Genomic DNA, 24,197 nt, shown 5'->3' on the forward strand with positions numbered 1-24,197 from the left:
CCGGCTCAGTGGTACCGGATCGCTCCGGCGGTTTTGGTCCGCTGTTGTGCGGTCCCAAACCCGCCCAGCGCTCAACGGGTGAGCCTTGGCATGTCGGTCTGTTCCCGCCTCGGGCAGGATTTATTGCGGCATATGCCCCAACCCACCGTCTCGGACGTAATACAAAAGAGCGCGGGACGAATCACGCGCTCTGCTGCATGGCGGTGGGTAATACGTCACATCGGGTTTGCCAACCCCTTGGCCGCTTAAAACTCAGCGCATAAACGCCCAAACGCAAGATGAACAAAAAAACGGCGCCCGAAGGGACGCCGCTTTTAAATTCGTGCTGGTCGGCTTTAGTGACCAGCTGCGTCCTCAACCGACACAGACACGCCCGGGCCCATTGTCGAAGACAGCGCGATCTTCTTCATGTAGGTGCCCTTGGAGCCTGTCGGCTTGGCTTTTGCGACAGCGTCAACAAACGCTTTGACGTTTTCGATCAGTTTGGCTTCGTCAAACGAAACCTTGCCGATGCCTGCATGCACAACGCCAGCCTTTTCGGCTTTGAACTGAACCTGACCGCCCTTGGCATCTTCAACAGCCTGTTTGACGTCCATGGTCACAGTGCCAACCTTCGGGTTCGGCATCAGGTTACGCGGGCCAAGAACCTTACCCAGACGGCCAACGATGGGCATCATGTCCGGTGTCGCGATGCAGCGATCAAACTCGATGGTGCCGCCCTGAACGGTTTCCATCAGGTCTTCTGCGCCTACAATGTCTGCACCTGCTTCTTTTGCTTCGTCGGCCTTGGGGCCACGGGCGAACACAGCGACGCGAACAGTTTTACCTGTGCCATTCGGCAGTCCGACAACGCCGCGAACCATCTGGTCAGCGTGGCGCGGATCAACACCAAGGTTCATCGCAATTTCGAGCGTCTCGTCGAACTTTGCGTTCGAGTTCGCCTTGATCAGTGCAACCGCTTCAGCAACGGTCACATCATCTTTGCCAACGAAAGCTTCACGGGCGGCGCGGGTGCGTTTTCCAAGCTTAGCCATCTTACTTCACCTCGATGCCCATGGACTTCGCAGAGCCCAGGATAATCTTCATTGCACCTTCAACGTCATTCGCGTTGAGGTCTTTCATCTTGGCTTCCGCGATTTCGCGCACCTGACCAACAGTCACGCTTGCGACAGTTTCACGACCAGGAAGTTCTGCACCACGCGGACGGTTCCGCTTGCCCACCGGCTTAAGACCAGCGGCCTTTTTCAGGTAGTAGGACGCCGGCGGCGTCTTGATGTCCATGGTGAAGGACTTGTCCTGGTAGTAGATGATCTCGGTCGGGCACGGTGCGCCCTGCTCCATGTCCTGCGTCTTGGCGTTGAACGCCTTGCAGAATTCCATGATGTTGATGCCGCGCTGACCCAGCGCAGGACCCACAGGGGGGCTTGGGTTGGCTTGACCTGCAGGAATCTGCAGCTTCATCTTGCCAGCAAGTTTCTTGGCCATGAGGCCTCTCCTTTTCCAACGACCCGGAAACGCGTTTCCAAGTCACTTATGTTGTGTGGTCCGGTCCGGACATCGCGATGCCCTCGCCTCCCACGCTTGCTTGGCGGTGTGACCCGCCTCCACTCAGATCATTATTGCTTGGTGACCTGCGTGTATTCCAATTCGACCGGGGTCTCCCGGCCAAAGATGACAACCGACACCTTGAGGCGCTGGTTGTCGTCGTCCACCTCTTCGATCATGCCATCGAAATCCTCGAAAGGACCATCATTGACCTTGACCTTCTCACCCACCTCAAAGTGGATGAGCGTGCGCGGTGCGTCTTCGCCCTCGGCAACTCGTCCAAGGATCGCTTGTACTTCGGCGTCGCGCATCGGCATCGGGCGACCCTGAGGGCCCAGAAATCCGGTGACGCGGTTGATCGAATTGATGAGGTGGTACCCCTGGTCCGACATTTCCATCCGCACCAGAACATAGCCGGGCATAAAGCGGCGTTCCGCAGTCACCTTCTTGCCACGGCGAATTTCGATCACTTCCTCGGTCGGCACCATCACTTCTTCGATCTGGTCCTGAAGGCCTTGCTCTTCCACCGCCTGAAGGATCTGCTCCGCGATTTTCTTCTCGAAATTCGAGAGAACACTGACCGAATACCACCGCTTCGCCATCTGGTCGCAAACCTTCTTGTTCATGCGGCTGTAACGCCGTCTGATTTCTGCTGGCCGACGTGGTTTCACGCCCGCTCCGGAATAAAAAAGCGGCGTGCAACTCGAATCGATGCACGCCTCATTCCGTCTTACGCGGTCAGTTACCGCCTTAGCTTGCCCTTTTCAAGAGCAGACCCGCCTTAACCAAACAGGTTCAGCAATCCCTGTAGACCGCTGCGGATCAAAATATCGACCAACGCAAAGAACACAGCCGTCAGGGCCGCCATGATAAAGACCATTACCGTGGTCAGCAGAACCTCGCGGCGCGTCGGCCAGACGATCTTCGAGACCTCAGCACGAACCTGCTGAATGAACTGAAGTGGGTTGGTCGTTGCCATGGGTACGATCTCGCTTTGCGTTTGCTTTGAAAGGCACTTAGCGAAGACATAGCACGAATTCAAGCGAACCGCATGCGAATGCCGATTGCGCAAAATCGCCCCATCTAAACGGAACGCGCGTAGTGCCGGTCGTGGCAAATGGTTCCCGTCCACTTTCTCACAAATATGTGTCCGCTTTTTCAGCAACTTGCAGGAACGATCACTGGCCCAGCCTGTTTGTCTCCCAGAGCCGGCGGCAGGGACGATCGCCGGGACGGATTAACAGAACACTGAGTTCTTAAAGAGAAAGGAAATCGCCATGAAACGCATGATGATTGCAACAGCACTCGCAACAACCCTCGGGACAGCCGCATTTGCCGCAACCGAAGCACAGATCCAGCAGGTGGACGGCTTTAACTCCGGTATCGACACATCCAACTTTTCCGACAGCGACTACGATATCGCATACGGCATCGTAACATCCGGCATGTCCAACGGCGAAAAAACCGCAAAACTGCGCGCCTTGGGTACTGAAGACAACGTCGACATGGGTATGGCGATGATCAGCGAAGCGCAGATGGAGCGTTTGCAACAATATGCCCCTGACGCGGATTTCGGAGCGATCACGCAATCACAAGCCGAAACAGCTCTGGCCATCACATATGGCGGTGAATCTCCGTCAACCATTACAGAGCGCGTTCAGAATGTTCTGAGCGGTAGCGAGATGGACGATGAGATGATGGTCATGGTCACAGCCGGCCAGCAGAACCTTCTGCGCACATATGCGCCCAATGCCGACCTGACGACGCTGACCGAAGATCAACTGACACTTGCACTCAGCTATGCCTACAGCGGTATGTCTGAAAGCGAAAAGTCTCAGCGTATCGGTGAACTGATCAGCGGATAATCCTGCTGACACACTATCAAAGGGTCGCCATTTTTGGCGGCCCTTTTTTGCGAACATCGCAAACATGCCCCCGAAGACGAGAGCGCAAGCATGACCAACGAGTTTTGGAATTTGGCAGGGGCACAGGGACTCGAACCCGGGACCTACGGTTTTGGAGACCGTCGCTCTACCAACTGAGCTATACCCCTATCGCCGACGTGACGGGTATTCCAAGGTTCAGACGAAATCAAGGCCCAGAACGAAGAAGCGGCGACAAAATTCACATCTGTCCCCAAAGTCATTGCAGAGCCGCCCAGTTACATGAAGGCCAGCTCGTACCAACACCTATATCTTCGCGCATTCACATCGCGTAACCGGGCCAGTTCCGGGCGCCAAGATCACTCATTCCGCTGACTGCTCGCCGAAACCAGGCGACTCGCTCGCCCGAACATTGCATATCGGCCGTTTAAGCGCCCCAAACACCTAAACCAAAACTGACACATGCCTCACGGCGGGGAGCCCATGCCATCGCGGTTCGGTGTTCGTGTTGAAACAATGGGCTTTTTCCAACCCGTCACGTTTTCTTGATACGTCACAGGACACAGTGGTTCCCGTGATCTGCGTCACACAGCGGTGTCAATTCTGACGATCCGCGAGCGGCGAAACACCCAATGAAATCTGGCCCGCACCAACTCTGTGCACCCGCGCGCAGGGGCTGATAACGCCCTCCTCCCGTCAAGGCCACTTTTACGAGAGCGACTGTGCATCAGCTGTGAATTCAAAGCCCGCCAACTCAAGCCTAACTTGATTGGTGTCGGATAGACAGCCCGACGACAGACACAAACGAAACACCGCCACACGGCATCACACAAACCAAAACAAAGGATCAAATTCATGAAAACTCTCATCGCAACAACCGCTCTCGTTCTGACTGCATTCTCAGCTTCGGCCATGGTCGATACATCCGCCATCCAGCAATACGCACCGAATGCTGATGTGTCCGCCCTGACAGACGCCGAAGTGAACACGCTCCTCTCCGTCATCCATTCCGGTGACAGCGAAGGCGAAAAGCGCGCCGTCGTTCAGGCCTTCCTCAAGTAAACCAACAGACCCAACACAATCACGAAAGGATTAAGACAATGAAAACTCTCATCGCAACAACCGCCCTCGTTCTGACCGCATTCTCGGCTTCGGCCATGGTCGATACTTCCGCCATCCAGCAATACGCACCGAACGTCGATGTCGCGACTCTGTCGGACGCCGAAGTCAACACCATCCTGTCGATCATCCACTCGGGTGACAGCGAAGGCGAAAAGCGTGCCACGATCCAAGCCCTGGTGAAGTGAGCAACACACGGCCCATGACGGCCGCAAACCAAATCCCGCGACGTGGCCTCTAACACAGCCACGTCGCGGATGATGATCAGGCCGCCCAACACGGGCGGCCTTCAATCCGTCTGGGGTCAGTGCGCAGTCTCGCCGGTCAGTTGGACGGTGAAGAACCAGTCCTCATCCGGGTCTTTGAGCAGCACCTCGTCAGGTACGACCTCTGGCCCTGACAAAAAGACGTTCGACCCAAAATGACTGTGCAGTCGAGATAGCTGTTCCAACCGAGGCCCAGTCAGATCAGCATAGAAATTCGCGTAGTTTTCGGTAGCGCGCAGCGCTTCGATCTTGGACCGATGCGCCGCGACGGCGCTTTCGTGTGCAACGGCGATCTCGGGATCAGCCAACATGCGTAGCAGTTCTTCTTTCATCATTGGAAGACGGTGCTGGATCGACAGTTCTTCCTCGAAATTGTTGTTCATGCGGAACCAGTACGCCAGACCCTGATCGCGGTCGACATGGTTCACCCGACCTCTGTCGCGCTTGACCAAAAAGCTCTCGGCAGAACGGACAGCATAATGATTGAGCTGAACAAGATCATAACCATAGGTTTCAGTCGTCGACCGCCATCCATTGCGGAACATTTCGCGTGGCAGTGGCTTGCCTGACCCATTCACCCAGTTGATCTCTTCCCAAAGCTGGGGGTTGAGCCCTTTGGGACGATGAACACCCATTTTCTTGAACAAGCCAATGTTCTGGAAAAGCGTTTTGAACCCCCAAGCCTGATGCGGTTTGCGCGCGAATTCCGGTGCGGATCGCAGGAATTGCTCTGTGATCGGGCGATCCTGATATTCGTGGACATCACCATTACCAAACAAGCGCCACGTCATTGCTATCATGTTGGCGTCAGGCACCGCATCGAACAAAGCGTCGAGCGTGCCATCACCCACTTTAATGTTCACGAATTCATCGACGTCAATACATGTCACCCAAGCCGCATTCTTGATCACCGGTTCATCATCCGACGCCTGCAAGGCCGCGTGCTGCGGTTTCAATCCACTTTGCCTGAACGGGTTTTCGCGGTGCTGAACATATCCCTTGCGTTCAAGCATCTGGAGCATTGTATCCGTGCCATCGGTGCAGTCGTTTGTGTAAACAAGGATGTCGTTGAATCCGATTGCGCGGTGATAGGCCAACCACTCCAGAATGAACGGCCCTTCGTTCTTCATCGTTGTGACAATGGCGCGGCTGCCTTTGCCTTTGGGTAACGCATCGGTCTCCAACTCTGGCATCCGAACCGGTTTGTGACCCCAATAGGTTTCCGACATCTCAAGCAGCGGTGGATGTTCGATCAACGATGTTTTCGGAACGATTTTCGAAATCGACGGTGTCGGGTGGCGCAGGGCCATGTGGCGATAGAACAACTGCGTTCTTGAGCGATCAGGAACCGCGTTGCCGATGCGGATCATCCGCCAGATCGCAGCGTCGGGCGCTTTGGAGGGCGCAATGCACCAGCGTGGACGTCCGCCTTTGGCGTCGAACTGGACACAGATGTGATCCGCGAAACGGGTGGGGTCATCTTTGCGCACCCGCCACGGATAACAATGCCGCCCGAACAGGGCGATCACGCCCCCATCAGCCTCCACTGCGCTGTCAAAGACATTGCGGGCCTCTGGTGGAAGCAGGTCGTGTATCTCGATATTCGCCACCGCACGCGCCTGCCCTAGAAATCGAGCACGTAGTATTTCGTAGAGCGACATAGCCCCAAGTGGTGAGTCCCACGGCGCGGGCGGCGGAATCTCCATGCGGTCCTTACCCGGTGCTTCGGGTACGCAGTACGGATGCGCCTCGGCTGGGAGATCTGAACGGCCCAACGGTATATCACTTGTCACAACTGTCACATCACAGGCCAGACCGTTGCTTTCGATAGCTGCTGACAGTTGTTCCACAAATGTTGGGTCAGAACCTGGTCGTGTCCGATCGACAAGAACGACCGCCTCAAGGCCATGGCTGTTAGCATGGTGCTGCAGCCAAGTCGCAACCGTCGCGACGTTTTCGCCATTTCGCCCTGCTGCAATGCAGTTTCGGCCCTCAAAACGGGCCTGTTCTGATTGCGCAGGCGTGATTTCAATTGGCGTCCCGTCCAGCGTCAGAGCCACGGGACACCCCGGTTGCATTGGATATGTGACGCAGGCCGCGCCACCCACACTGACTTGCGATAGCGGCTCGAACCCGTCTGCATGCGCAAGACGGCTTATGTCACTGCCCGCCGCAAAGAACAGCGTCACACACGGATTACCATCCTGCTCCGTTTGCACAGCATCCAAGAGTGTCACAGGTCCAAGACCCAGACCCAAAAGGCGGCGCTCAATCAGCTGCGCCATAGCGCACTCATTTGCAATCTGACTAGGTTTCGGATTTGTCGCACGTAAAGGGCACCATTATATTCAAGCGATCACAGGGCCGCTTTCAATCCATCAACCAATTCGTCCATATCAGGGTCCATTTTGAGCGATGCCGCCTTGCGCTTGTGCCAATCCACGGCGCGCGCATGCAGATCTTTCAGAACCGGATCGGCCTTAAGCTCCTTGGCGAGCTTACTAGACTTCGTCTTGTAACGGTCAATCGAGATATCTTTTTCATCGTTGAGATTAAACCGCTCCCAATACTCCATTCCTAGAACGTGATGGGAATGGTTGGCGCGCCCGCGGGCTCGCTTCACAAGGAAACTGTCCATCGACCGCAACGCATAGTGGTTCACTTGCGCATGGGTGAACAAGGGCGGATTGTCGGTTCGCACACCGTTGATAATATACTCTGCACCACCAGGAAGAACACGACGCGTATCCGCCACATGTTCTTCGAGCGAAACCGGAGCATGCAGACCCATACGCTGAAACTTGTGCTGGTTCGTATACAGCGATTTTACGAACTTGCCCGTGTTTGGTCGCTCGTCTGCATCCCATTCGTATTCGCCCATCCGGAATTGCTGTGTGACTGGTTTGTCGGCGAATTTTTCGATCCCATCCGGCCCGAAGACCCGCCATGGCACCGAGATCACATCAGCAGTGTCGCCCGAACCGTCAACCAATGCCTGAACAGACCCGTCATCCAAATGAATATTCAGGTATTCGTCCACATCGCAGACAAAGACCCATTTGGCGTCCATCACGATATCGTACCGACGGCTGGCTTGTCTGAGTGCGGACCGGTGAATGCCCGCCTTGCGCACGATAGTGTTGTGTTGCGTGACCAGTCCCATTTCTTGCAATCGCAAAAGGATGTCGACCGTGGTGTCGGTACAATCATTGGTGCAGACGAGGATGTGGTCGAAACCAAGGGTTTTGTAGTGGGCCACCCAATCAATGATATAAGGGCCTTCGTTCTTCATGGTTGAGACAACCGTGTAGGTATCGCCGCTCATATTTGCCTCGCCTTGCGGTTCATTGTGCGACCGCAATCATTTGTGTTTTGTCAAAAAATAGCGTGCCGGTTGCACGTCATGCAAGCTGGATGCCGTCAAAGCCACGATTGGCGCAAAAAGTGAGTCAGATATCACGCAGGCTACACAACGAGGCATTTTGCGCTTAGCATTCCCAAGAGATGGCGCCCGAACCTGATAAGAGGCGTAAAAGAGGTAAAGCAGATGCCACGCACGCGCGAGGTTGGAACGCTCTGGATCGGGGGACCGCTCAGCTGGTTGGAGCAGCTGTGCCTCAAGTCGTTCGTCGACAAAGGGCAGAAGATCACACTGTTCAGCTATGAAGACATTCCGAACGTTCCGGATGGCGTGCTCCGGCGCGATGGGCGCGAGGTCATCGATACCGAGGATTTCATCAAATACGAGCAGAAGAACAGCTATGCGCTTTTCGCCGACTGGTTTCGCCTGCATATGATCCACCAGAACCCCGGTATGATCTGGGTCGATACTGATGTGTATTGCCACCGTCCGATGGACTATGACAGCGACTATGTCTTTGGCTATGAATTGCCAGGCGAACACCGTGTAAACAATGCTGTGCTGGGTCTGCCTTCGGACAGCGATGCATTGCGCCGGATGCTTGATTTCACCAGCAACCGCTATTCAATTGCGCCGTTCCTGCCAAAGAAACGCAAAGAAGAGATGCGCAAAAAGGCCGAGCGAGGGAAACCGGTTCACATCACTGACCAGCCGTGGGGAGTCTGGGGGCCGATGATGGTCACGCATTATGTGCATGCGCTTGGGCTTGAAGAACATGTACAACCGCTAAACGCGTTTTATCCGATTACATTCCGCGAGCGCTTCAAGTTCATGCGCCGAGCGGAACTGGCCGAAGGCCTGATCACCAACCAAACAACGGCTTTGCATCTTTGGGCATCGAACAAGCGTCAATTGGGAAATCTGCACGACGGTTTGCCACCCAAAGGGTCATACTTCGAAAAACTGGTGCAAGAGCACGACATCACGCCAGCGCTGGCCCCGATCAAAGGCCGAGGCAACGCAACATTCGATGGTGCGTTGATCGACGAATTGGATTTGACCGAGGTCAGCAGCGTGGCTGATCTGTCCGGGCAAGCACGAAGCTTTGTCCTCGCGCTCCACCACAAGTTCGACTGCGATATTCATCTGGTAAACACAAATCGCCGCGCCAAGTTCAAGGACGAGGAGATGCCTTGGTTGGAGGGCTACACCGCCTTCCTGACCGAGAACGAGGTCGATCCCGTTAGGATCAAGGTGATACGCGCGGAAACTGATCTGCGCCCCGTGGATGTGCTCTGCAATTTGCAAGGTTTTGGTGACCAGTGGAAAACGCAGTTTCTAGAGCCGTTCCTGCAACGCTGTGTGCATTCCGACACCCGCGTGTTTATGGACGTGCGAAGAGGGTCGGGCGCGTTTCCCTTCCTCAAATCGCACGACGCCAACACCGCTTTGTCCACCCGTGAAGACGATGGCAAACAGGTCACGCGCATTCGGCTTACGCCCAATCCGCCGGACCCCGTCACGGATGAAAGCTGGGATGATATTGCACAAGAGCTGGCTGGCAAAGACGGTTGGTATAGACCGGGCGCCAATGGCCATAGCTTTCTGTATATGCCACGCGATCCGGATACGCTTGTGGTGACATTCGACAATCTCGACATTGCTATGACCAAACGCGAAGATCGCCGCCCTTGGGGGTATAGCTTTATCAAAGAACAAGGTTGGTCGATGCTTGGCGTCTTGGCAGGCGGTTGGACGTGGTATCGCGAACCGTGGGTCTATGAGCAATTCGACGAGTTAAAGAAAAGTGGCTTCTTCAAACAATTCAAACGGGTCGTTTTCTATGGCGCATCAATGGGGGGCTATGCCGCCTGCGCCTTTTCACCCGCCGCACCCGGATGCGATGTCGTGGCCATATCCCCTCAATCGACCGTCGACAAAAGTGTGGTCCCTTGGGAAACCCGCTACAAGACAGTGTGGGATCGCGACTTTTCCGGCAAATACGGCGATGCATCTTTGGTAAGCCAAGCCGCCAACCGCGTGTCGATCCTTTACGACCCCTACGAGCCGCTAGACGCACAACACGCGGCACGGTTCACCGGCCAGAACGTGCAACACCTTCGCGCGCCTTTACTGGGCCATCGGCTTGGCAGTTCGCTGAACCAGATGGGGATTTTGAGTCCGATCATCCTGGGTGCCTTGAACGGAACTCTCAGCAGCCATCAATACTACAAGATGCTGAGAACACGCCGCGGATTTCCGAGGTATCAACGAGAGTTATTCAATCGTGCGGTCGAAAAGGGTCACACGGCGTTGGCCAAATCACTTGGTGAGCACATCCTGAAGCAGAACCCCAATCGTGCAGTGCGCATGGGATTGAAAGCGCTGTAAGTCCGGCTTGGAAAATCCGCGCGGACCTATGCTGTGCTGTTAAGCATCCGCAGATTGGGCCTGCGTGCTGACCCATTCCCAACTTGACCGGCACATATCACCCAGATCGAATCTGGCACTAAAGCCAAGCATCTCTTTTGCCAAGGCTGGGTTCGCATAAGTCGCAGCCGCATCTCCCGGACGGCGCGGTGCGACAAGGTAGGGAATATCCCTACCACTAGCTTGCGCATAGGCCGAGATCACTTCCAGCACTGAATATCCACGCCCAGTTCCCAGATTAACAACATGGCCCTTGCCCTCATGGAACAGGGACCGCAACGACAGAACATGACCGTCCGCTAGATCACAGACATGGATATAATCCCTGACTCCCGTGCCGTCTGGGGTTGGGTAGTCATCCCCAAAGATCGAAATACAAGGAAGCTCTCCTCCAGCCACTTTGGCGATATAGGGCATGAGGTTGTCTGGCACACCTGCTGGGTCTTCTCCTATTAAACCTGATGGATGCGCACCCACCGGATTGAAATACCGAAGAACTCCAACGGCCCAACGCGGGTCGGATGCCAGCGTCTGCTCAATGATCTGCTCACAAACAAGCTTGGTATGACCGTAAGGGTTGCCATAACTGCGCTCCGCCGTTTCGGCGATCGGCAATTGCGCGTTGTTACCATAGACTGATGCAGACGACGAAAAAACCAATCGGAACACGCCAGCCGCCTGCATCGCCTGCATCAGGGTGACAAGGCCGCCGATATTGTTCTGCATATATGCCAACGGTTCCTTGACACTCTCTCCCACCGCTTTGGACGCCGCAAAGTGCACAACCGCATCAAAATCATGTTTAGCAAACACTCGATCGAGCATCGCCCGATCCAGGACATCCCCTTCGATCACCTTGATCTTGCGATCCAGAAGCAGTTCCAACCGATCTGGAACGTCCCGCGCCGAGTTGCTGAAATTGTCGAGGATGACGACCTCGTACCCAGCTTCGACCAACGCTGCGTAGGTGTGTGACCCGATATACCCAGCACCACCCGTCAATAGAATACGCTGTGTCATGTGATGACCCCTGACAAAACCATCTTCATTCTCTCATTACGCGGCACGCATGATCGCGCGTGCAGATATTCTCACTTGAATGTGGCTCGTTTCGGTACTCGGATATGGCCAAAATCGGCTTTCGTGTAACACTGTCAACACCAATCCTAGGCACTAATTCAGACAAATCTCAACGGATTCATCTCTGGGGTGTATTTCGTGGTTTGAAACGATCCCAGGATGCGTTGAGCAAACACTTTAGCGGTGCCTTGGACCTACACGCTCATCATGGGCACGGCGCGTTATGGTCAATGATCCGGCGGCCAGAACAACCAAGACAGCACCAGTCAAAAACCTCAGCGTTGGGACTTCACCGAACGCGACATATCCCGCAGCGGTAGACAAAGGCAGGCTCATATATCCCAAGACGGACAGAACGCCCGCGTCGCCGTTGTAATGAGCCCGAAGAAAACAAGCTTGAGCCGCTTGCGCAAAAACACCAATAGCCAACAGCGGCGCGAGGTGGTTTGGCGGGATCGAGTTCCAAGTCCAAATCGCGAATGGCAGCGTACAAAGGCCCAATCCCACGGTGTAGAAAGTCATCAACACAATTGTTGGCGTTTCCCGCAAACGGCGGGTGATGATCACGGCCGCCGATCCGGTAAGGACCACAAGCGCCAATGCAAATAGCCCTGGACCAACCACCGTGCCTTGCGGGTCAATGGCCACCACAACACCCAGCATTGCAACCGCGGCCGCCAACCATTGACCGCGTGTAATCCGTTCTCTGAGGATCAGAGCGGCAAGGATCATGACGACCAAGGGGCGGGTGAAATTCATAGTCGTGAACAAAGCCAACGGCACGCGCGAGATTGCGAAGTAGCTCGCGGTCAAGGTAGCCGTACTTAGCCCGATCCTCAGGAGTTGGAGATGCAAGGACGGTATGCCTGCAAACGCCCTACGCTCGCGGTAAATCCACGGCAAGAGCATCACCAATCCGATCGCGGCACGCAGGAATACGATTTGCGCCGCCGGATAGCCCAAACCCAGAGCCTTGACGATGCCCAGCGCCCAGATGTTCAACCCCATGTCAGCCAAGAGCCACGCGCCACCTTTGAGATTGTCGCGCGGCGCGTCAGTCGTCATTTGCGGGGTGTGATCAGGTTCGCAATCAAGCGAAACGCACCGGGCACAAGGTTTGCCATCTGATGATGTAGGACAAGGCTGCAATGCGTGTGACGCCCTTTGCCGATCTCGGCAGTAAGCAAAGCGCCAGCCAGCGCATCTTCACCCGGATCCGACATCGACAGAAGCGGCGTGTAAGCCGCATCCCAGCTTTTCGCAAAATAAAGACCACGTTCTTTGATCCACCCAACCCAGTCATCCTGCGTGATCTGATTTGGCGTGTTCAAAAGCGAATGATCGGCGTCCAGATGGGTCACTTCGGCATTGGAATCGGTCACGCGCCAGCGCAATGAAGGCTGCCCAATTTCGAGCCTACGAGGCGGAATAGTCTCTGGATTCCAATTGTCCCAAGGCCGGTGATACAGCGTCAACAAGGTGCCACCATCCTCGACCCAATCGCAGATCCGCGGCATCTCGGAGACCAACCCGTCACGGAACCGCAGAGCGAAAATACCGATAACAATTGTGTCAAACGCAGCCAGTGCAGCCTCGCTGTTGATCTGATCGTCTGTCAGGTCCGTCACATCCGCGCCAAGCGCGCGCAACCAGTGCGCAACCGCATCATGCCCACTTCCGATGTAGCCAATCTTGTCGTTGGGCACCTCGACATCCAACACACGCACTTGAAGGCTGGCAGGACGTGAAAACGCCGTTGGATCAATGTGATCATAAACAATCCGCTGTTCCGTCATCGCCGGAGCCTGACCGACATACAATGGCAGCCCATAAAGACCAGGGTCGGTGTCCTCAGGCAGCGTGATCGATAGCCCCCCATCATCTATGTCACTGCTCCAACCTTCTGGTAGATCGAACGACACCCCACTTCCCGCCGGGCTGACATCCGCCACCGCCACGGGGATGGTTCGCTTGGCCTGTCTCAGATTGATCAGAGCTGCATGAGGCGCAATCAACGCGGCCCGATCCGGCAAAACAACAGGCGGTTTTTCAAAGGCCACTGCAACCGTGGTCGCATCAATCTGGAGTGAGATGCGTGGCAAAGGCGGTTCAACCGGGTCGTATTCGGCGCGGTAAGGGTCTGAGTGATGCGCTTCGGCGGTTGTGGTTATCGTCCCGTCTTGGGCCGACCAACCGTATGGCAGCTCAAGGCTATAGCTCGCCCCATCCGCATCACCGGGATCGAATTCCACAGTCACTGTAGTGCTGTCCCCCGGTCGTAACCAAATCTGTTCCGTTGTTGCGCGCGCCTCAACACCAAGCGCTATGCGCAGAACGTGCGCCAATTGCTGGTGCTTTGCCGCCAAGCGGTGCGCGATATTGGCCGGGGCGCCTGCCTCGGCCTGTTTTATGTGTTTCAACGCCTCGCGTGCGGTCGCCACGATATGGGTGAAGTGTGGAAAGGCGGAAACCGTTTCGGTGATAAACCCATGTGCAGCCAGCAAGTGGTCTTTGATTTCGGGCGCTTCATCGACAAGATCGACCAACGTTGATGCAAGGCCAGAGGTCAATGCATGATCCGGCCCTTCGACATGGGTTACCGCCAAATGCAAGGGCCAGTCCTGCCCTGAGCCAGCGGGCACCCAGCGCCCCATTCCCTGCGTTCGATGGTACGCTCGCGACATCTGGCCGATGCGCGCATAGCTCCAGCCGGAAACAGGGTCTTTACCAGACCCATCAACCGTCAGTGTGGCATCCGGAGGCGGTAAATCATCATCGTAGGCCTGGCCAGCACCAGACCATGCGGGAAGGTACATCTTGGACACCTGCCAACGCGGTAAGGCCGACGGAAAATCCGGATCGGCGGCGGCAGTCATGACTTCATGCGCTGCCTGCGTCATAGCGCGATGGTGACCGTGTTGGCCCGGCACATCGAGGAACGTCGGAAGTATAATATCCGGCCTATCCGTGCGGACGATTTCCACGAACCGATGCAGGAGGTGATCATGCCCCCAAATGCCTATTGTCTCTTCCCCACTTTTGGAAAACCGGAAATCCCGTATCGGGTCGTCAGGTGATGTGCCATGCCAATAAAGCCGCATGTTCAGCATATCGCAGGCGCGCTCCATCTCTCGGGTGCGCAGGGCACCCAGCGCGGGACCACTTTCAGTGCCGATATCGTTCTGGCCACCTTCGCCTCGCGTGGAACATGCATAGCTCAGGTTGATGCCATCGCGCAGGCCCAGCGCGGCCAATAGAGCTGTTGTTTCGTCGTCAGGGTGCGCTCCCGTGTTTATCAACCGCACCACGGATTGCAGCGGGCGCAGCGCCCACCAAAGATCGAGCACACGAGGGCGCATCCGGGTTTCCGACAGGCGGATTTGATCTGGAGTGGGCATGTCTTACCTCGCTGCGGCGATGGTGGGAGTAAAGGCTTGGTGCAAAACCAATGCAGCGGCACCAAGTGTGGCTGTCATTCTTCCAGATGTTCCACGCATCACGCGCGGATGGCTGCGATCAGGGCGGTTCGAAATTGATCGTTCCGGCAAGGACGTTCGCGCAATGATATGGTCCAGAAGCAGATCCGGCATCGCACCACCAAGGATAACTGTTTCAGGATCAAATAGATTCTCGATGATTAACAAGGCAGGCGAAAGGGCTTTTGCGGCCTGCTCCAGCCAAGCCATCAAGTGGCGGTTTGCGCTAGAATAGAGACTGATCAACTCATCCATATCGGTGACACTCAAACCGTGATTGGCAAGAAAGGTCTGTGCCGACAAACGACTGGCCGCGCTTTCAAGTTCCACCGATGTTTCATCGACCAGCACTTGGATATGCCCGATTTCTCCGGCATTGCCGAACGCGCCTTGAATGATTTGCCCATTCTGAACGAGCCCAAGTCCAAGCCCTTGCCCAAAATACAGATAGGCAAAACTGTCGAATCCGCGGGCCACGCCGTTCATACGTTCGGCCATAGCGGCAGCATTGGCATCGTTTTCAACAAAAACTGGCAGGTCCAATGTGCTGGCAAAGACCTCGGCAGGTTCATCGGTGTTCCAGCCTGGCAATTCCGAAGCCGTACCGCTGAGCCCGGTTTCACCGAATGGCCCGGGCATGACGATCCCTGCTCCCATCAGCATATCTTTTTTCAATTGGGTCTGCGTCAACGTTCGGCCCATTTCGGCATTAACAGTGTCAAGTATCGTTGCCTTGTTGGCATTCGGCAAAGGAGTCCGTTGGGTCAAAACCGGCGTGCCAACCAAATCAACCAGCGCAGTGAAGACGGCCGTTGGCCGAACCTCGATCCCAAACGCATAGCCACCACCAGGTTTGATCGCGTATTGCTGTACCGGCAGGCCACGCCCGGCACTGCGGTGGCCCTGCTCGATCAGCAGCCCTTCGTCCAACAAATCAGAAATGATGTTCGACACTGCCTGCGTGGACAACCCCGACGCACGCGCAATTTCAGCGCGACCCACCGCCCCAGCATGACGTACAGCACGCAGAACAAGCTGTTTGTTGTGACTGCGAGCGCGTTCGGGATTGGCACCCAGTTGGGGTTTCAGCGTACTGACCATGCCTTCGCTTAGCGCACCAAACTTGAACACTCAAGAAAGTTGAGTTAACGCTTGGAGATCGACCAGTCTCACATAAGAATGGGCTGGCATATTCAACAGGTCTCAACAGGGAGAGATCCATGGCATTCTTCAATATCAAAGCACTGGCCGTTGCGTCCGTGACAAGTGCCACTGCACTTTTTAGCACTGCCGCAAATGCGGTTGAAATCGAATACTGGCAGTATTTCTTTGACGCCCGAGTGCAGGCGATGGAAACGCTGATCGATAACTTCCAAGAGGCGAACCCGGACATCACGGTCAAGATGACCCATTTCCCCTACGCCGATTACCGCACCAAAGTCGCCGCCGCGATCCCAGCCGGCGAAGGCCCGGACGTGGTGCAATTGTTTTACGGTTGGTTGAATGACTACGTCGCAGCAGACTTGATTCAGCCATTGCCGGCAGATGTGTTTCCGGCTGCCAAGATCGACGAAGATTTCTTCCCCATGGTGCAGGCCATGAAAGATGGCGATGCCTATTGGGCACTTCCGACCGCAGTCCGGTCATTGGCGCTGTTTTACAACGAGCGCTTATTGGAAGAGGCGGGAGTCGAACCTCCCACCACCTTGGACGAAATGATCGCCGCCGCTGAAGCAATGACCAAACGCGATGGCGCGGGCAACCTAACCCAAGTCGGCATGACAGCAGGCATGACGGCGCAAGACCATCATTGGTGGCGCGAAGGGCTGATCCGCCAGTTCGGTGGCGAACCCTATGTGGATGATTACCAAACCGTGAATTATGACAGTGAAGCCGGGCTGGAAGCGCTGAACTTCTATTCGAGCCTCTTTACCGGCGATGACGCCGTTTCTGCGATTGGGTTCATGGACGAACCACAAGCCGCCTTCAAAGCAGGGCGCGCGGGCATGCATATCGACGGTTCGTTCCGCATCGGATCATTGAACAACACGCGCGGGCTGAAGTGGGGCGTGACCGAGCTTCCTGCGACAGCGGACGGCACACGGTCGAACTATTCATCCTACTGGGTCAACGCGATCACAACCAAAGCCGAGGGCGAAAAGTACGACGCTGCGGTCAAGTTCATGGAATACGTCACAAGCGACGAAGCAATGCAGATCTGGCTTGATGTGGTTGGTGAATTGCCAGCCAAGCCCTCCGTTGGCTTGACCGAAGCGAACGCAAATAATCCGATCTTCGGCCCATTCATCAGGGGTCTAGCCTACGCGAACACGACGAAATTCGCCAACGAAAGCGGACAGCGTCAACTGATGGTGGAAATGGTCGAACGCATGACCCTGCAAGGTATGAGCGCGGAAGAAAGCCTGGCGATTGCCGCGGAGGCCGAGCAAAAGATCCTCGACGAATACTACAACAGCGCGTCCAACTGATCGCGCGGCACGGACGCCTCGGTTCCCTCCCGACCGGGGCGTCACCTTTTCGGACACAGGCATGTATCGCAATCTGACCATCCGGCAGAAACAGATCGTATGGGCGTGGGCTTTCCTCGCCATCCCGATCCTGTTCTATACGATGATCCGGTTCTATCCGACGGGCAATGCGATCCTGATTAGCTTTCAGGAATGGAATCTGCTTGGCGACCGAACCTGGACCGGGATGGACAATTATCAAAAGCTGTTTGCAGACCCGGTGTTCTGGAAAGTGTTCAAGAACACATTTGTCTATCTGCTGATTGGTACGCCGATCAGTTTGATCATTTCGTTTGTGATTGCATATCACCTCGATCAAGTCCGCTTTATGCATGGCTTTCTGCGCATGCTCTATTTCCTACCCTTCATGACCAGTGCTGTAGCCATGGCGTGGGTGTGGCGCTGGTTCTACCAGCCCGTCCCCGTCGGTTTGTTCAACAATGCATTGGCGAGCATAGGCATCCCTCAATTTCCATTCCTGCAATCGACCACGTGGGCGTTGCCGTCTGTTTTGGCACCGGCAGTGTGGGCCGGTCTTGGCTTTCAGGTGATCATCTTTATGGCTGGCCTTCGCGCCATTCCACGCAGTTACTATGAGGCGGCGCGTATCGACGGCGTATCATGGTGGACCGTGCTGTGGGAGATCACTCTGCCCCTGTTGAAGCCGACCATCGTGTTTATCGTGGTATTCAGCTCTATCGGGTTCCTGCGCATCTTCGATCATGTCTTCAATATGACGACGAACAACCCAGGCGGGCCATTGAATTCAACCAAGCCGCTTGTCCTGATGATTTACGAAACTGCGTTCAGCGCCTTCGACATGGGGTATGCGGCGGCGCAAACGGTGGTCTTGTTCCTAGTGCTACTGGTGGTGAGCTTGATCCAATTGCGCATACTGAGGGATAGCTAGATGACCGCTACGGAAATCCGTCCCACGACAGATGCGCTGCTGAAGACCGAGGCGCCCAAGAAACCCGCAAATATAGGCCAAATCCTGCGCTGGATGCTGCTGTTCCTGGGTGGTGTCGCGATGGTGATGCCCATCGCCTACATGATCTCGACCTCACTGAAATGGCCACATGAGGTTTATAATCTCAAGCTGATCCCAGATGAACCGCATATTGAGAACTACACCTATGTTCTTGAAGACGGACGGTTCTATTGGTGGTTCGTCAATTCGATGATCATCGCGATCATCACAACGGTCTGCAACGTGATCTTCGACAGTTTGGTGGGCTATACGCTGTGCAAGTTTCGGTTTCCAGGCCGCTACATCGTCTTTATCGCGATTCTGTCGACGCTCATGATCCCGACCGAGATGCTGGTCATCCCGTGGTATCTGATGAGTCAGCAATTCGGATGGCTCGACACGTATTGGGGGATCATGTTCCCGGGGCTGATGACAGCCTTCGGCACCTTCCTGATGAAGCAGTTTTTCGAGACTGTTCCTAACGATTTCATCGAAGCCGCTCGGATCGACGGGCTGAACGAGTTGCAGATCTGGTGGACCGTTGCGATGCCTTTGGTGAAACCTGCGCTGGCAGCCTTGGCAATCTTCGTCTTCCTTGGAAATTGGACGGCGTTTATATGGCCACTGATCGTCACCAATTCGGTAGAGATGTATACTCTGCCCGTGGGCCTTTCATCCTTTGGGGACGAAGCTGATGTTGCTTGGGAACTGATCATGACGGGAGCCGCGATATCAACCATTCCGACCCTCATCGTGTTCCTGATCTTTCAGCGGTACATCATTCAGGGTGTGGTGATGGCAGGACTTAAGGGATGACCGGTTTCTGCTTGGTACGTGTTGCGTTGGCATATTTGGTAAAAGAAGAAGCAGGGGACAGCGCATGACAGACCACAGCGTGTTCCCCGACCCAACCTATCGGGACACTGTGCTGGCACCTTTGTTTGAAGGAGTGAAGAGCCATTATGCGGAACACATGGGCGCGATCAATCGGGCGCATCTGGTTATGCTGGCAGAGACCGGGATTTTGCCGTCAGACAATGCCAGCGCGATCGCGGTTGCTTTGCGTGACATCGACAGTGAGACAGATATCGAGGCGCTGACCTACACAGGTGAGCACGAGGATTACTTTTTTCTTGTTGAGGCAGAGTTGCGCAAGCGACTTGGTGACTTGGGCGGCGCCCTGCATACCGCGCGATCGCGCAACGACATGGATCACACGCTGTTCAAACTTGCTTTGCGGGGCCGGGTTTCAAAGCTATTGGAGCAGGCGTTAACCTTAACAGAAGCTTTGATCGCAAAGGCAGAGGCCGAGAAGGCGACATTGATCGTGGCCTATACTCATGGGCAACCTGCCCAGCCGACGACATGGGGGCACTACCTTGGCGCAGTGATCGAAGTGTTGCTGCGCGATATCGAACGCCTTAACGCGGCGGCCGACGGGTTGGAACATTGCCCTATGGGGGCGGCCGCAATCACCACCAGTGGCTTTCCAATAGATCGGGGTAGGGTTGCGGACTTGCTGGGTTTCGACGGGCCGTTGATCAATTCATATGGCTGCATCGCGTCAGTCGACTATGTCACAGGGCTCTATTCCGCGATGAAGCTGGTGTTTCTGCATCTTGGTCGCGTCATTCAGGACATGCAATTCTGGACCGCGTTTGAGGTGGGGCAATTGTACGTACCCAACAGTCTTGTTCAGATCAGTTCGATCATGCCGCAAAAACGCAATCCGGTTCCGATCGAACATCTTCGCCACCTTGCCAGCGCGACGGTTGGCCAATGCGATACCATCGTGAACGTGATGCATAACACACCATTCACCGATATGAATGACAGTGAAGGTGAAGTGCAGCAGCTGGGCTATGCCGCGTTCGAGCGGGGCGCACGGGTAATTGATTTGTTGACCGCGCTGATACCAGCCTGTCGGGTAAACTCCGATCGCGTGCGCAAGACCACCGATGCGGCATGTATCACCATTACCGAATTGGCGGACACCCTGGTACGGGATGAAGCGCTGACCTTCCGCGCGGCCCACGAGATTGCCGCTGCGACCGCCAAAGCCGTGATAGCCGACGGAGCGTCACTGGGCGAAGGGTTTGCAGCATTTGAAAGCGCGTTTGCTGCGCAGACAGGGCGCAATCCCACGCTTTCACAAGATACGTTCCGCACGGCCGTGGCACCTGAGACCTTCGTCGCACGTCGAGACCGGACCGGCGGCCCGGCAGCAACCGCTTTGACCGACGCTTTGGCATCTTACTCTGACATGGCATCTTCCGAACGCGCGAGATGCGCGAAGAGGGAAAGCAGACACAAAACCGCACAACAGAGACTGAACAAGGCGTTTGACGCGCTGCTGGTTAAGGACTGAAAATGGCCGATCTTGCGATCCGAAACCTGGTCAAGCGGTATGACAAAACCGAGGTGCTGCATGGTATCAGCTTGGACGTAGACGATGGTGAGTTTGTCGTATTCGTGGGGCCATCGGGGTGCGGTAAATCCACCACGCTACGGCTGATCGCCGGATTGGAAGATGCGACCAGTGGAGAGATCCAGATTGCTGGTCGTGTGGTCAATAACCTTGAACCCAAGGACCGGGACATCGCGATGGTGTTCCAGAACTACGCGATCTACCCTCATATGACAGTTCGCAAGAACATCGGCTTTGGCCTGCGTACCGCGAAGATGTCGAAAGCTGACAAGGAAGCCCGGATCGACGAAGTGGCGGGTATTCTGGGAATGACCGATCTTTTGGCGCGCAAACCAAGCCAGTTGTCCGGGGGTCAGCGACAACGTGTTGCGATTGGTCGAGCGATGGTGCGCGACCCGGCAGTGTTTTTGTTTGATGAACCGCTGTCGAACCTCGACGCTCAATTGCGCACGCAGATGCGTTTGGAGATCAAGAAACTGCACCAACGGGTTGGCAATACGATCATCTTCGTCACCCATGATCAGGTCGAGGCGATGACGATGGCGGATCGGATCGTGATCATGAAAGATGGACACATCCAGCAGGTGGGCACCCCGGCAGAAGTCTATCACAAACCAGTAAATACCTTTGTCGCCCGCTTTATCGGCGCACCGTCCATGAACATGCTATCGGGGCGCATTGATCAAGGTGGCTTGCTTATGGGGTCGGGTTCGGTGATTGACGTGGGTCTTGAGTTGCCTCAAGGGCACGAAATCACATTGGGCGTGCGCCCCGAAGACCTGCACCCTGGTAGCGGGCCTGCTTTGGTACGCGGGCCAGTGACAGTGCGCGAACCGTTGGGGCACGAAACGCTGATTTATGTGGGTGTCGAGGGACAAGAGATCATCGCCAAGGCCGATGGGCGTACACCGCCGGAGGTTGGGGAAGAGGTGACATTGACAGCAGCCACCGATACGCTTCACATTTTTGACGCGACGACAGGTGAAGCGCTGCGCTAGGGCAGCTACACGCCACACTATATAAGGCAGGAAAGCATGATCGATCTTTACACTTGGACAACACCGAACGGCCGTAAGGTTTCTATACTGCTCGAAGAATTAGGCGTGCCGTACGATGTCCATTCCATCGACATTGGTAAGGACGATCAGTTCGCACCCGAGTTTCTGAAGGTTTCGCCCAACAACAAGATCCCCGCGATTGTCGATCACGACAATGGCCTGTCGCTGATGGAAAGCGGGGCAATCATGTTATACATTGCGCAGAAACACGGAAAATTTCTAGCCGAGGGCGATACCTACTGGTCCATGGTGGAATGGTTGATGTGGCAGATGGGTGGGTTTGGCCCCATGCTGGGACAGGCCCATCACTTCCTTAAGTTCAACAAAGGCACGTCTGATTATGCCGAAGCGCGCTTTGGCAAAGAGGCTGAGCGTCTTTATTCCGTTCTGAATAAACAACTGGACGGGCGTGATTTCATTGTCGGAGAGTACACGATTGCCGATATGGCGATTTTTCCGTGGGCGGCGCGCTTTGAATGGCAAGAGATCGATTTGAACGCGTTCCCCAATGTCAAAGACTGGTATCGTCGTATCGCGGAACGGCCAGCAGTTCAAAAGGGCTACCAAGTTCCGAAATTCATCACGGATATCCCGATGCCCTAATCAAGAGGGCACCGGGATTTTCAACTTAGGCGGCGCGTGACAGGCGGGTTGGGGTCCCTTCGATCAGTTCTGCATGAAGGGCCCTGATGACAGGCTCCATCGTTGCGCGGTCCATCACGAACTGAACATCGACATTTCGGGGACCTTGGCTTGCTCCAATCGCTTCGCAACCAGCGTTTGCTATTGCCTGCAAGCCACGGGTCAATACAGACAGCCCACGCAGGTCGCGCCCAATGACAGACACCATCGCAAGCCGACGGCTGGTGATTTCAGCTGCTGGGAATAGCTTGGCGATGTCGCGTTCTACGCGGCGCATCGTTTTGAGCGAGGCGTCAAGGTAGTGGGTGATCGTGTTAGCATTCGACACCTTTGACACGATCCGCACATTGTGACGGGTCAGGATATCAAGGATTCCAGCATCATAGCCTTTGACACCGACCATGTCCTGCTCGAACACTTCAAGCGTTACGATATCAAGACCGGTCACAATCTCGGCGGCGGCTTCTTTGGAAGGTTGATCGTCAATCAGGGTGCCGGGGTCGCCCGGATCAAAGGCGTTGGTGACACGAAGAGGGACACCGGCTTGCCGTAAGGTTTTCGCCGCTTTGGGGTGGATCGCTTCCATACCCATATTCGAAAGCTGATCTGCCACATCATAATTTGTGCGACCTAGTTTGCGCACGGCCCCTTCGCCAACGAGTTTTGGATCAGCAGAGCTAAGGTGAAATTCCTTGTGGATGATCGCTTCGCGGGCACCGGTTAGGGCTGCCAGATGCGAAAACGTGACCTCGGAATACCCACGGTCGAATTCGTTCATCAGGCCTTCGACGCATTGCGCGTAACCCGTCACGATCGGCATTTCGGTCGCTGGGTCAATCCCGTCAAATGCTGCGGTGATGCGTTTTTCGAGACAGACATCGCCTTCGTCCCGCCAGCCTGACAAATCGACAAAGCGGGCCTCAACACCGCTGCGCTGGAGCATCAGCGCGGTGACAAAACCAGAATGCGCCTCGCCGAGGCCAGACAACAACTCGCGGATATGGCCCATATGCTCCGGCAAACGAAAGTGCCCGTAAGAGCAAAGCCGTTGCAGGTCAATCAGACAATTGCGGGCACCAAGAATGCGCTCCTCAACAAAGGAGTCTGCTTGCTGGGTGTCAGCTTTGTGCGTCAATAACTGGGCATGTGCCGCCTTCATCGCGTCTGACACACGATCAAGCGCATCCTGCCATTTGTGGTTGCTATCGTCGTTTGCAAACAGAGCATAAACACCCGGTTCACCCGACTTTTTGTGTTCAAGCAACAGGTTCGTTATCCCGGCAAATGCCGATACCACAAACACGCGATTGTAGATGTTTTCAGCAGAGCGATCGCCGATGAAGAGCGTATCTCGCAATTCTGAAAGGCGAGACATAGATGTCCCGCCAATTTTTTCGACTGTATGTGTCAT

The 24,197-nt window shown here is 55.3% G+C and carries 21 protein-coding genes and 1 tRNA gene; 10 read left to right on the forward strand and 12 right to left on the reverse strand.

Annotated elements, in window-relative coordinates:
- Positions 1-335: 335 nt before the first annotated feature.
- From rplA to secE, 4 genes are all read right to left on the reverse strand, one after another.
- On the reverse strand, positions 336-1,034 hold the full coding sequence (rplA, locus tag ACTG4M_RS10060) for a 50S ribosomal protein L1 (protein ID WP_439123523.1): 699 nt from the start codon (positions 1,032-1,034) through the stop codon (positions 336-338).
- Position 1,035: 1 nt separating this feature from the next.
- Positions 1,036-1,485, reverse strand: a complete 450-nt coding sequence (gene rplK, locus ACTG4M_RS10065) for a 50S ribosomal protein L11 (RefSeq protein ID WP_439123524.1) — start codon at positions 1,483-1,485, stop codon at positions 1,036-1,038.
- Between the two features lie 131 nt (positions 1,486-1,616).
- The gene (gene nusG, locus ACTG4M_RS10070) at positions 1,617-2,147 is read right to left on the reverse strand and encodes a transcription termination/antitermination protein NusG (protein WP_439123552.1); all 531 of its coding nucleotides are present in this window, start codon (positions 2,145-2,147) and stop codon (positions 1,617-1,619) included.
- Positions 2,148-2,326: 179 nt separating this feature from the next.
- The gene (secE, locus tag ACTG4M_RS10075; protein ID WP_085628833.1) at positions 2,327-2,524 is read right to left on the reverse strand and encodes a preprotein translocase subunit SecE; all 198 of its coding nucleotides are present in this window, start codon (positions 2,522-2,524) and stop codon (positions 2,327-2,329) included.
- A 298-nt stretch (positions 2,525-2,822) separates the two neighbouring features.
- On the opposite strand from secE, the gene ACTG4M_RS10080 reads away from it, so the two are divergent.
- Positions 2,823-3,410: a hypothetical protein gene (locus tag ACTG4M_RS10080; RefSeq protein ID WP_439123525.1), complete on the forward strand. Its 588-nt coding sequence runs from the start codon at positions 2,823-2,825 to the stop codon at positions 3,408-3,410.
- A gap of 112 nt (positions 3,411-3,522) precedes the next feature.
- Here the strand turns inward: ACTG4M_RS10080 and ACTG4M_RS10085 are convergent.
- Positions 3,523-3,598 (reverse strand) — tRNA-Trp (locus tag ACTG4M_RS10085).
- Between the two features lie 685 nt (positions 3,599-4,283).
- On the opposite strand from ACTG4M_RS10085, the gene ACTG4M_RS10090 reads away from it, so the two are divergent.
- Both ACTG4M_RS10090 and ACTG4M_RS10095 read left to right on the forward strand, forming a co-directional pair.
- Positions 4,284-4,490, forward strand: coding sequence for a hypothetical protein (locus tag ACTG4M_RS10090; protein WP_439123526.1), 207 nt, complete (start codon positions 4,284-4,286; stop codon positions 4,488-4,490).
- A 38-nt stretch (positions 4,491-4,528) separates the two neighbouring features.
- On the forward strand, positions 4,529-4,735 hold the full coding sequence (locus tag ACTG4M_RS10095) for a hypothetical protein (protein WP_439123527.1): 207 nt from the start codon (positions 4,529-4,531) through the stop codon (positions 4,733-4,735).
- A gap of 116 nt (positions 4,736-4,851) precedes the next feature.
- Here the strand turns inward: ACTG4M_RS10095 and ACTG4M_RS10100 are convergent, their stop codons facing one another.
- Positions 4,852-7,098, reverse strand: a complete 2,247-nt coding sequence (locus tag ACTG4M_RS10100; protein WP_439123528.1) for a glycosyltransferase family 2 protein — start codon at positions 7,096-7,098, stop codon at positions 4,852-4,854.
- A gap of 71 nt (positions 7,099-7,169) precedes the next feature.
- Positions 7,170-8,138, reverse strand: coding sequence for a glycosyltransferase family 2 protein (locus ACTG4M_RS10105; RefSeq protein ID WP_439123529.1), 969 nt, complete (start codon positions 8,136-8,138; stop codon positions 7,170-7,172).
- Between the two features lie 222 nt (positions 8,139-8,360).
- Here ACTG4M_RS10105 and ACTG4M_RS10110 point away from each other — a divergent pair, with 222 nt between their 5' ends.
- Positions 8,361-10,565, forward strand: a complete 2,205-nt coding sequence (locus ACTG4M_RS10110) for a hypothetical protein (protein WP_439123530.1) — start codon at positions 8,361-8,363, stop codon at positions 10,563-10,565.
- A gap of 39 nt (positions 10,566-10,604) precedes the next feature.
- Here the strand turns inward: ACTG4M_RS10110 and galE are convergent, their stop codons facing one another.
- The 4 genes from galE to ACTG4M_RS10130 all read right to left on the reverse strand — a co-directional run bounded on the left by galE (position 10,605) and on the right by ACTG4M_RS10130 (position 16,291).
- A complete protein-coding gene (gene galE, locus ACTG4M_RS10115) occupies positions 10,605-11,624 on the reverse strand; it encodes a UDP-glucose 4-epimerase GalE (protein ID WP_439123531.1) in 1,020 nt (339 codons plus the stop codon).
- Positions 11,625-11,861: 237 nt separating this feature from the next.
- Positions 11,862-12,749, reverse strand: coding sequence for a DMT family transporter (locus ACTG4M_RS10120; protein WP_439123532.1), 888 nt, complete (start codon positions 12,747-12,749; stop codon positions 11,862-11,864).
- The gene (locus tag ACTG4M_RS10125) at positions 12,746-15,082 is read right to left on the reverse strand and encodes a PIG-L family deacetylase (protein WP_439123533.1); all 2,337 of its coding nucleotides are present in this window, start codon (positions 15,080-15,082) and stop codon (positions 12,746-12,748) included. Before ACTG4M_RS10125 ends, ACTG4M_RS10120 begins: the two co-directional genes overlap by 4 nt.
- Positions 15,083-15,085: 3 nt before the next feature.
- Positions 15,086-16,291, reverse strand: coding sequence for an ROK family protein (locus tag ACTG4M_RS10130; protein WP_439123534.1), 1,206 nt, complete (start codon positions 16,289-16,291; stop codon positions 15,086-15,088).
- 89 nt (positions 16,292-16,380) lie between these two features.
- Here ACTG4M_RS10130 and ACTG4M_RS10135 point away from each other — a divergent pair, with 89 nt between their 5' ends.
- The 6 genes from ACTG4M_RS10135 (at position 16,381) to ACTG4M_RS10160 (ending at position 22,747) form a co-directional block, all read left to right on the forward strand.
- A complete protein-coding gene (locus tag ACTG4M_RS10135) occupies positions 16,381-17,649 on the forward strand; it encodes an extracellular solute-binding protein (protein ID WP_439123535.1) in 1,269 nt (422 codons plus the stop codon).
- Positions 17,650-17,710: 61 nt separating this feature from the next.
- Positions 17,711-18,598 (forward strand): carbohydrate ABC transporter permease, encoded by an 888-nt coding sequence (locus tag ACTG4M_RS10140; RefSeq protein WP_439123536.1) that lies wholly within the window; start codon positions 17,711-17,713, stop codon positions 18,596-18,598.
- Positions 18,599-19,474, forward strand: coding sequence for a carbohydrate ABC transporter permease (locus ACTG4M_RS10145; RefSeq protein WP_439123537.1), 876 nt, complete (start codon positions 18,599-18,601; stop codon positions 19,472-19,474).
- A gap of 64 nt (positions 19,475-19,538) precedes the next feature.
- On the forward strand, positions 19,539-21,026 hold the full coding sequence (gene argH, locus ACTG4M_RS10150; RefSeq protein ID WP_439123538.1) for an argininosuccinate lyase: 1,488 nt from the start codon (positions 19,539-19,541) through the stop codon (positions 21,024-21,026).
- Between the two features lie 2 nt (positions 21,027-21,028).
- Positions 21,029-22,084: an ABC transporter ATP-binding protein gene (locus ACTG4M_RS10155; protein WP_439123539.1), complete on the forward strand. Its 1,056-nt coding sequence runs from the start codon at positions 21,029-21,031 to the stop codon at positions 22,082-22,084.
- 36 nt (positions 22,085-22,120) lie between these two features.
- Positions 22,121-22,747 (forward strand): glutathione S-transferase family protein, encoded by a 627-nt coding sequence (locus ACTG4M_RS10160; RefSeq protein WP_439123540.1) that lies wholly within the window; start codon positions 22,121-22,123, stop codon positions 22,745-22,747.
- 25 nt (positions 22,748-22,772) lie between these two features.
- Here ACTG4M_RS10160 and ACTG4M_RS10165 read toward each other — a convergent pair whose 3' ends face one another.
- The gene (locus ACTG4M_RS10165) at positions 22,773-24,197 is read right to left on the reverse strand and encodes an aspartate kinase (protein WP_439123541.1); all 1,425 of its coding nucleotides are present in this window, start codon (positions 24,195-24,197) and stop codon (positions 22,773-22,775) included.

Origin of the sequence: Marivita sp. (genome assembly GCF_965656765.1) — a bacterium.
Classification (GTDB): Bacteria; Pseudomonadota; Alphaproteobacteria; order Rhodobacterales; family Rhodobacteraceae; genus Marivita.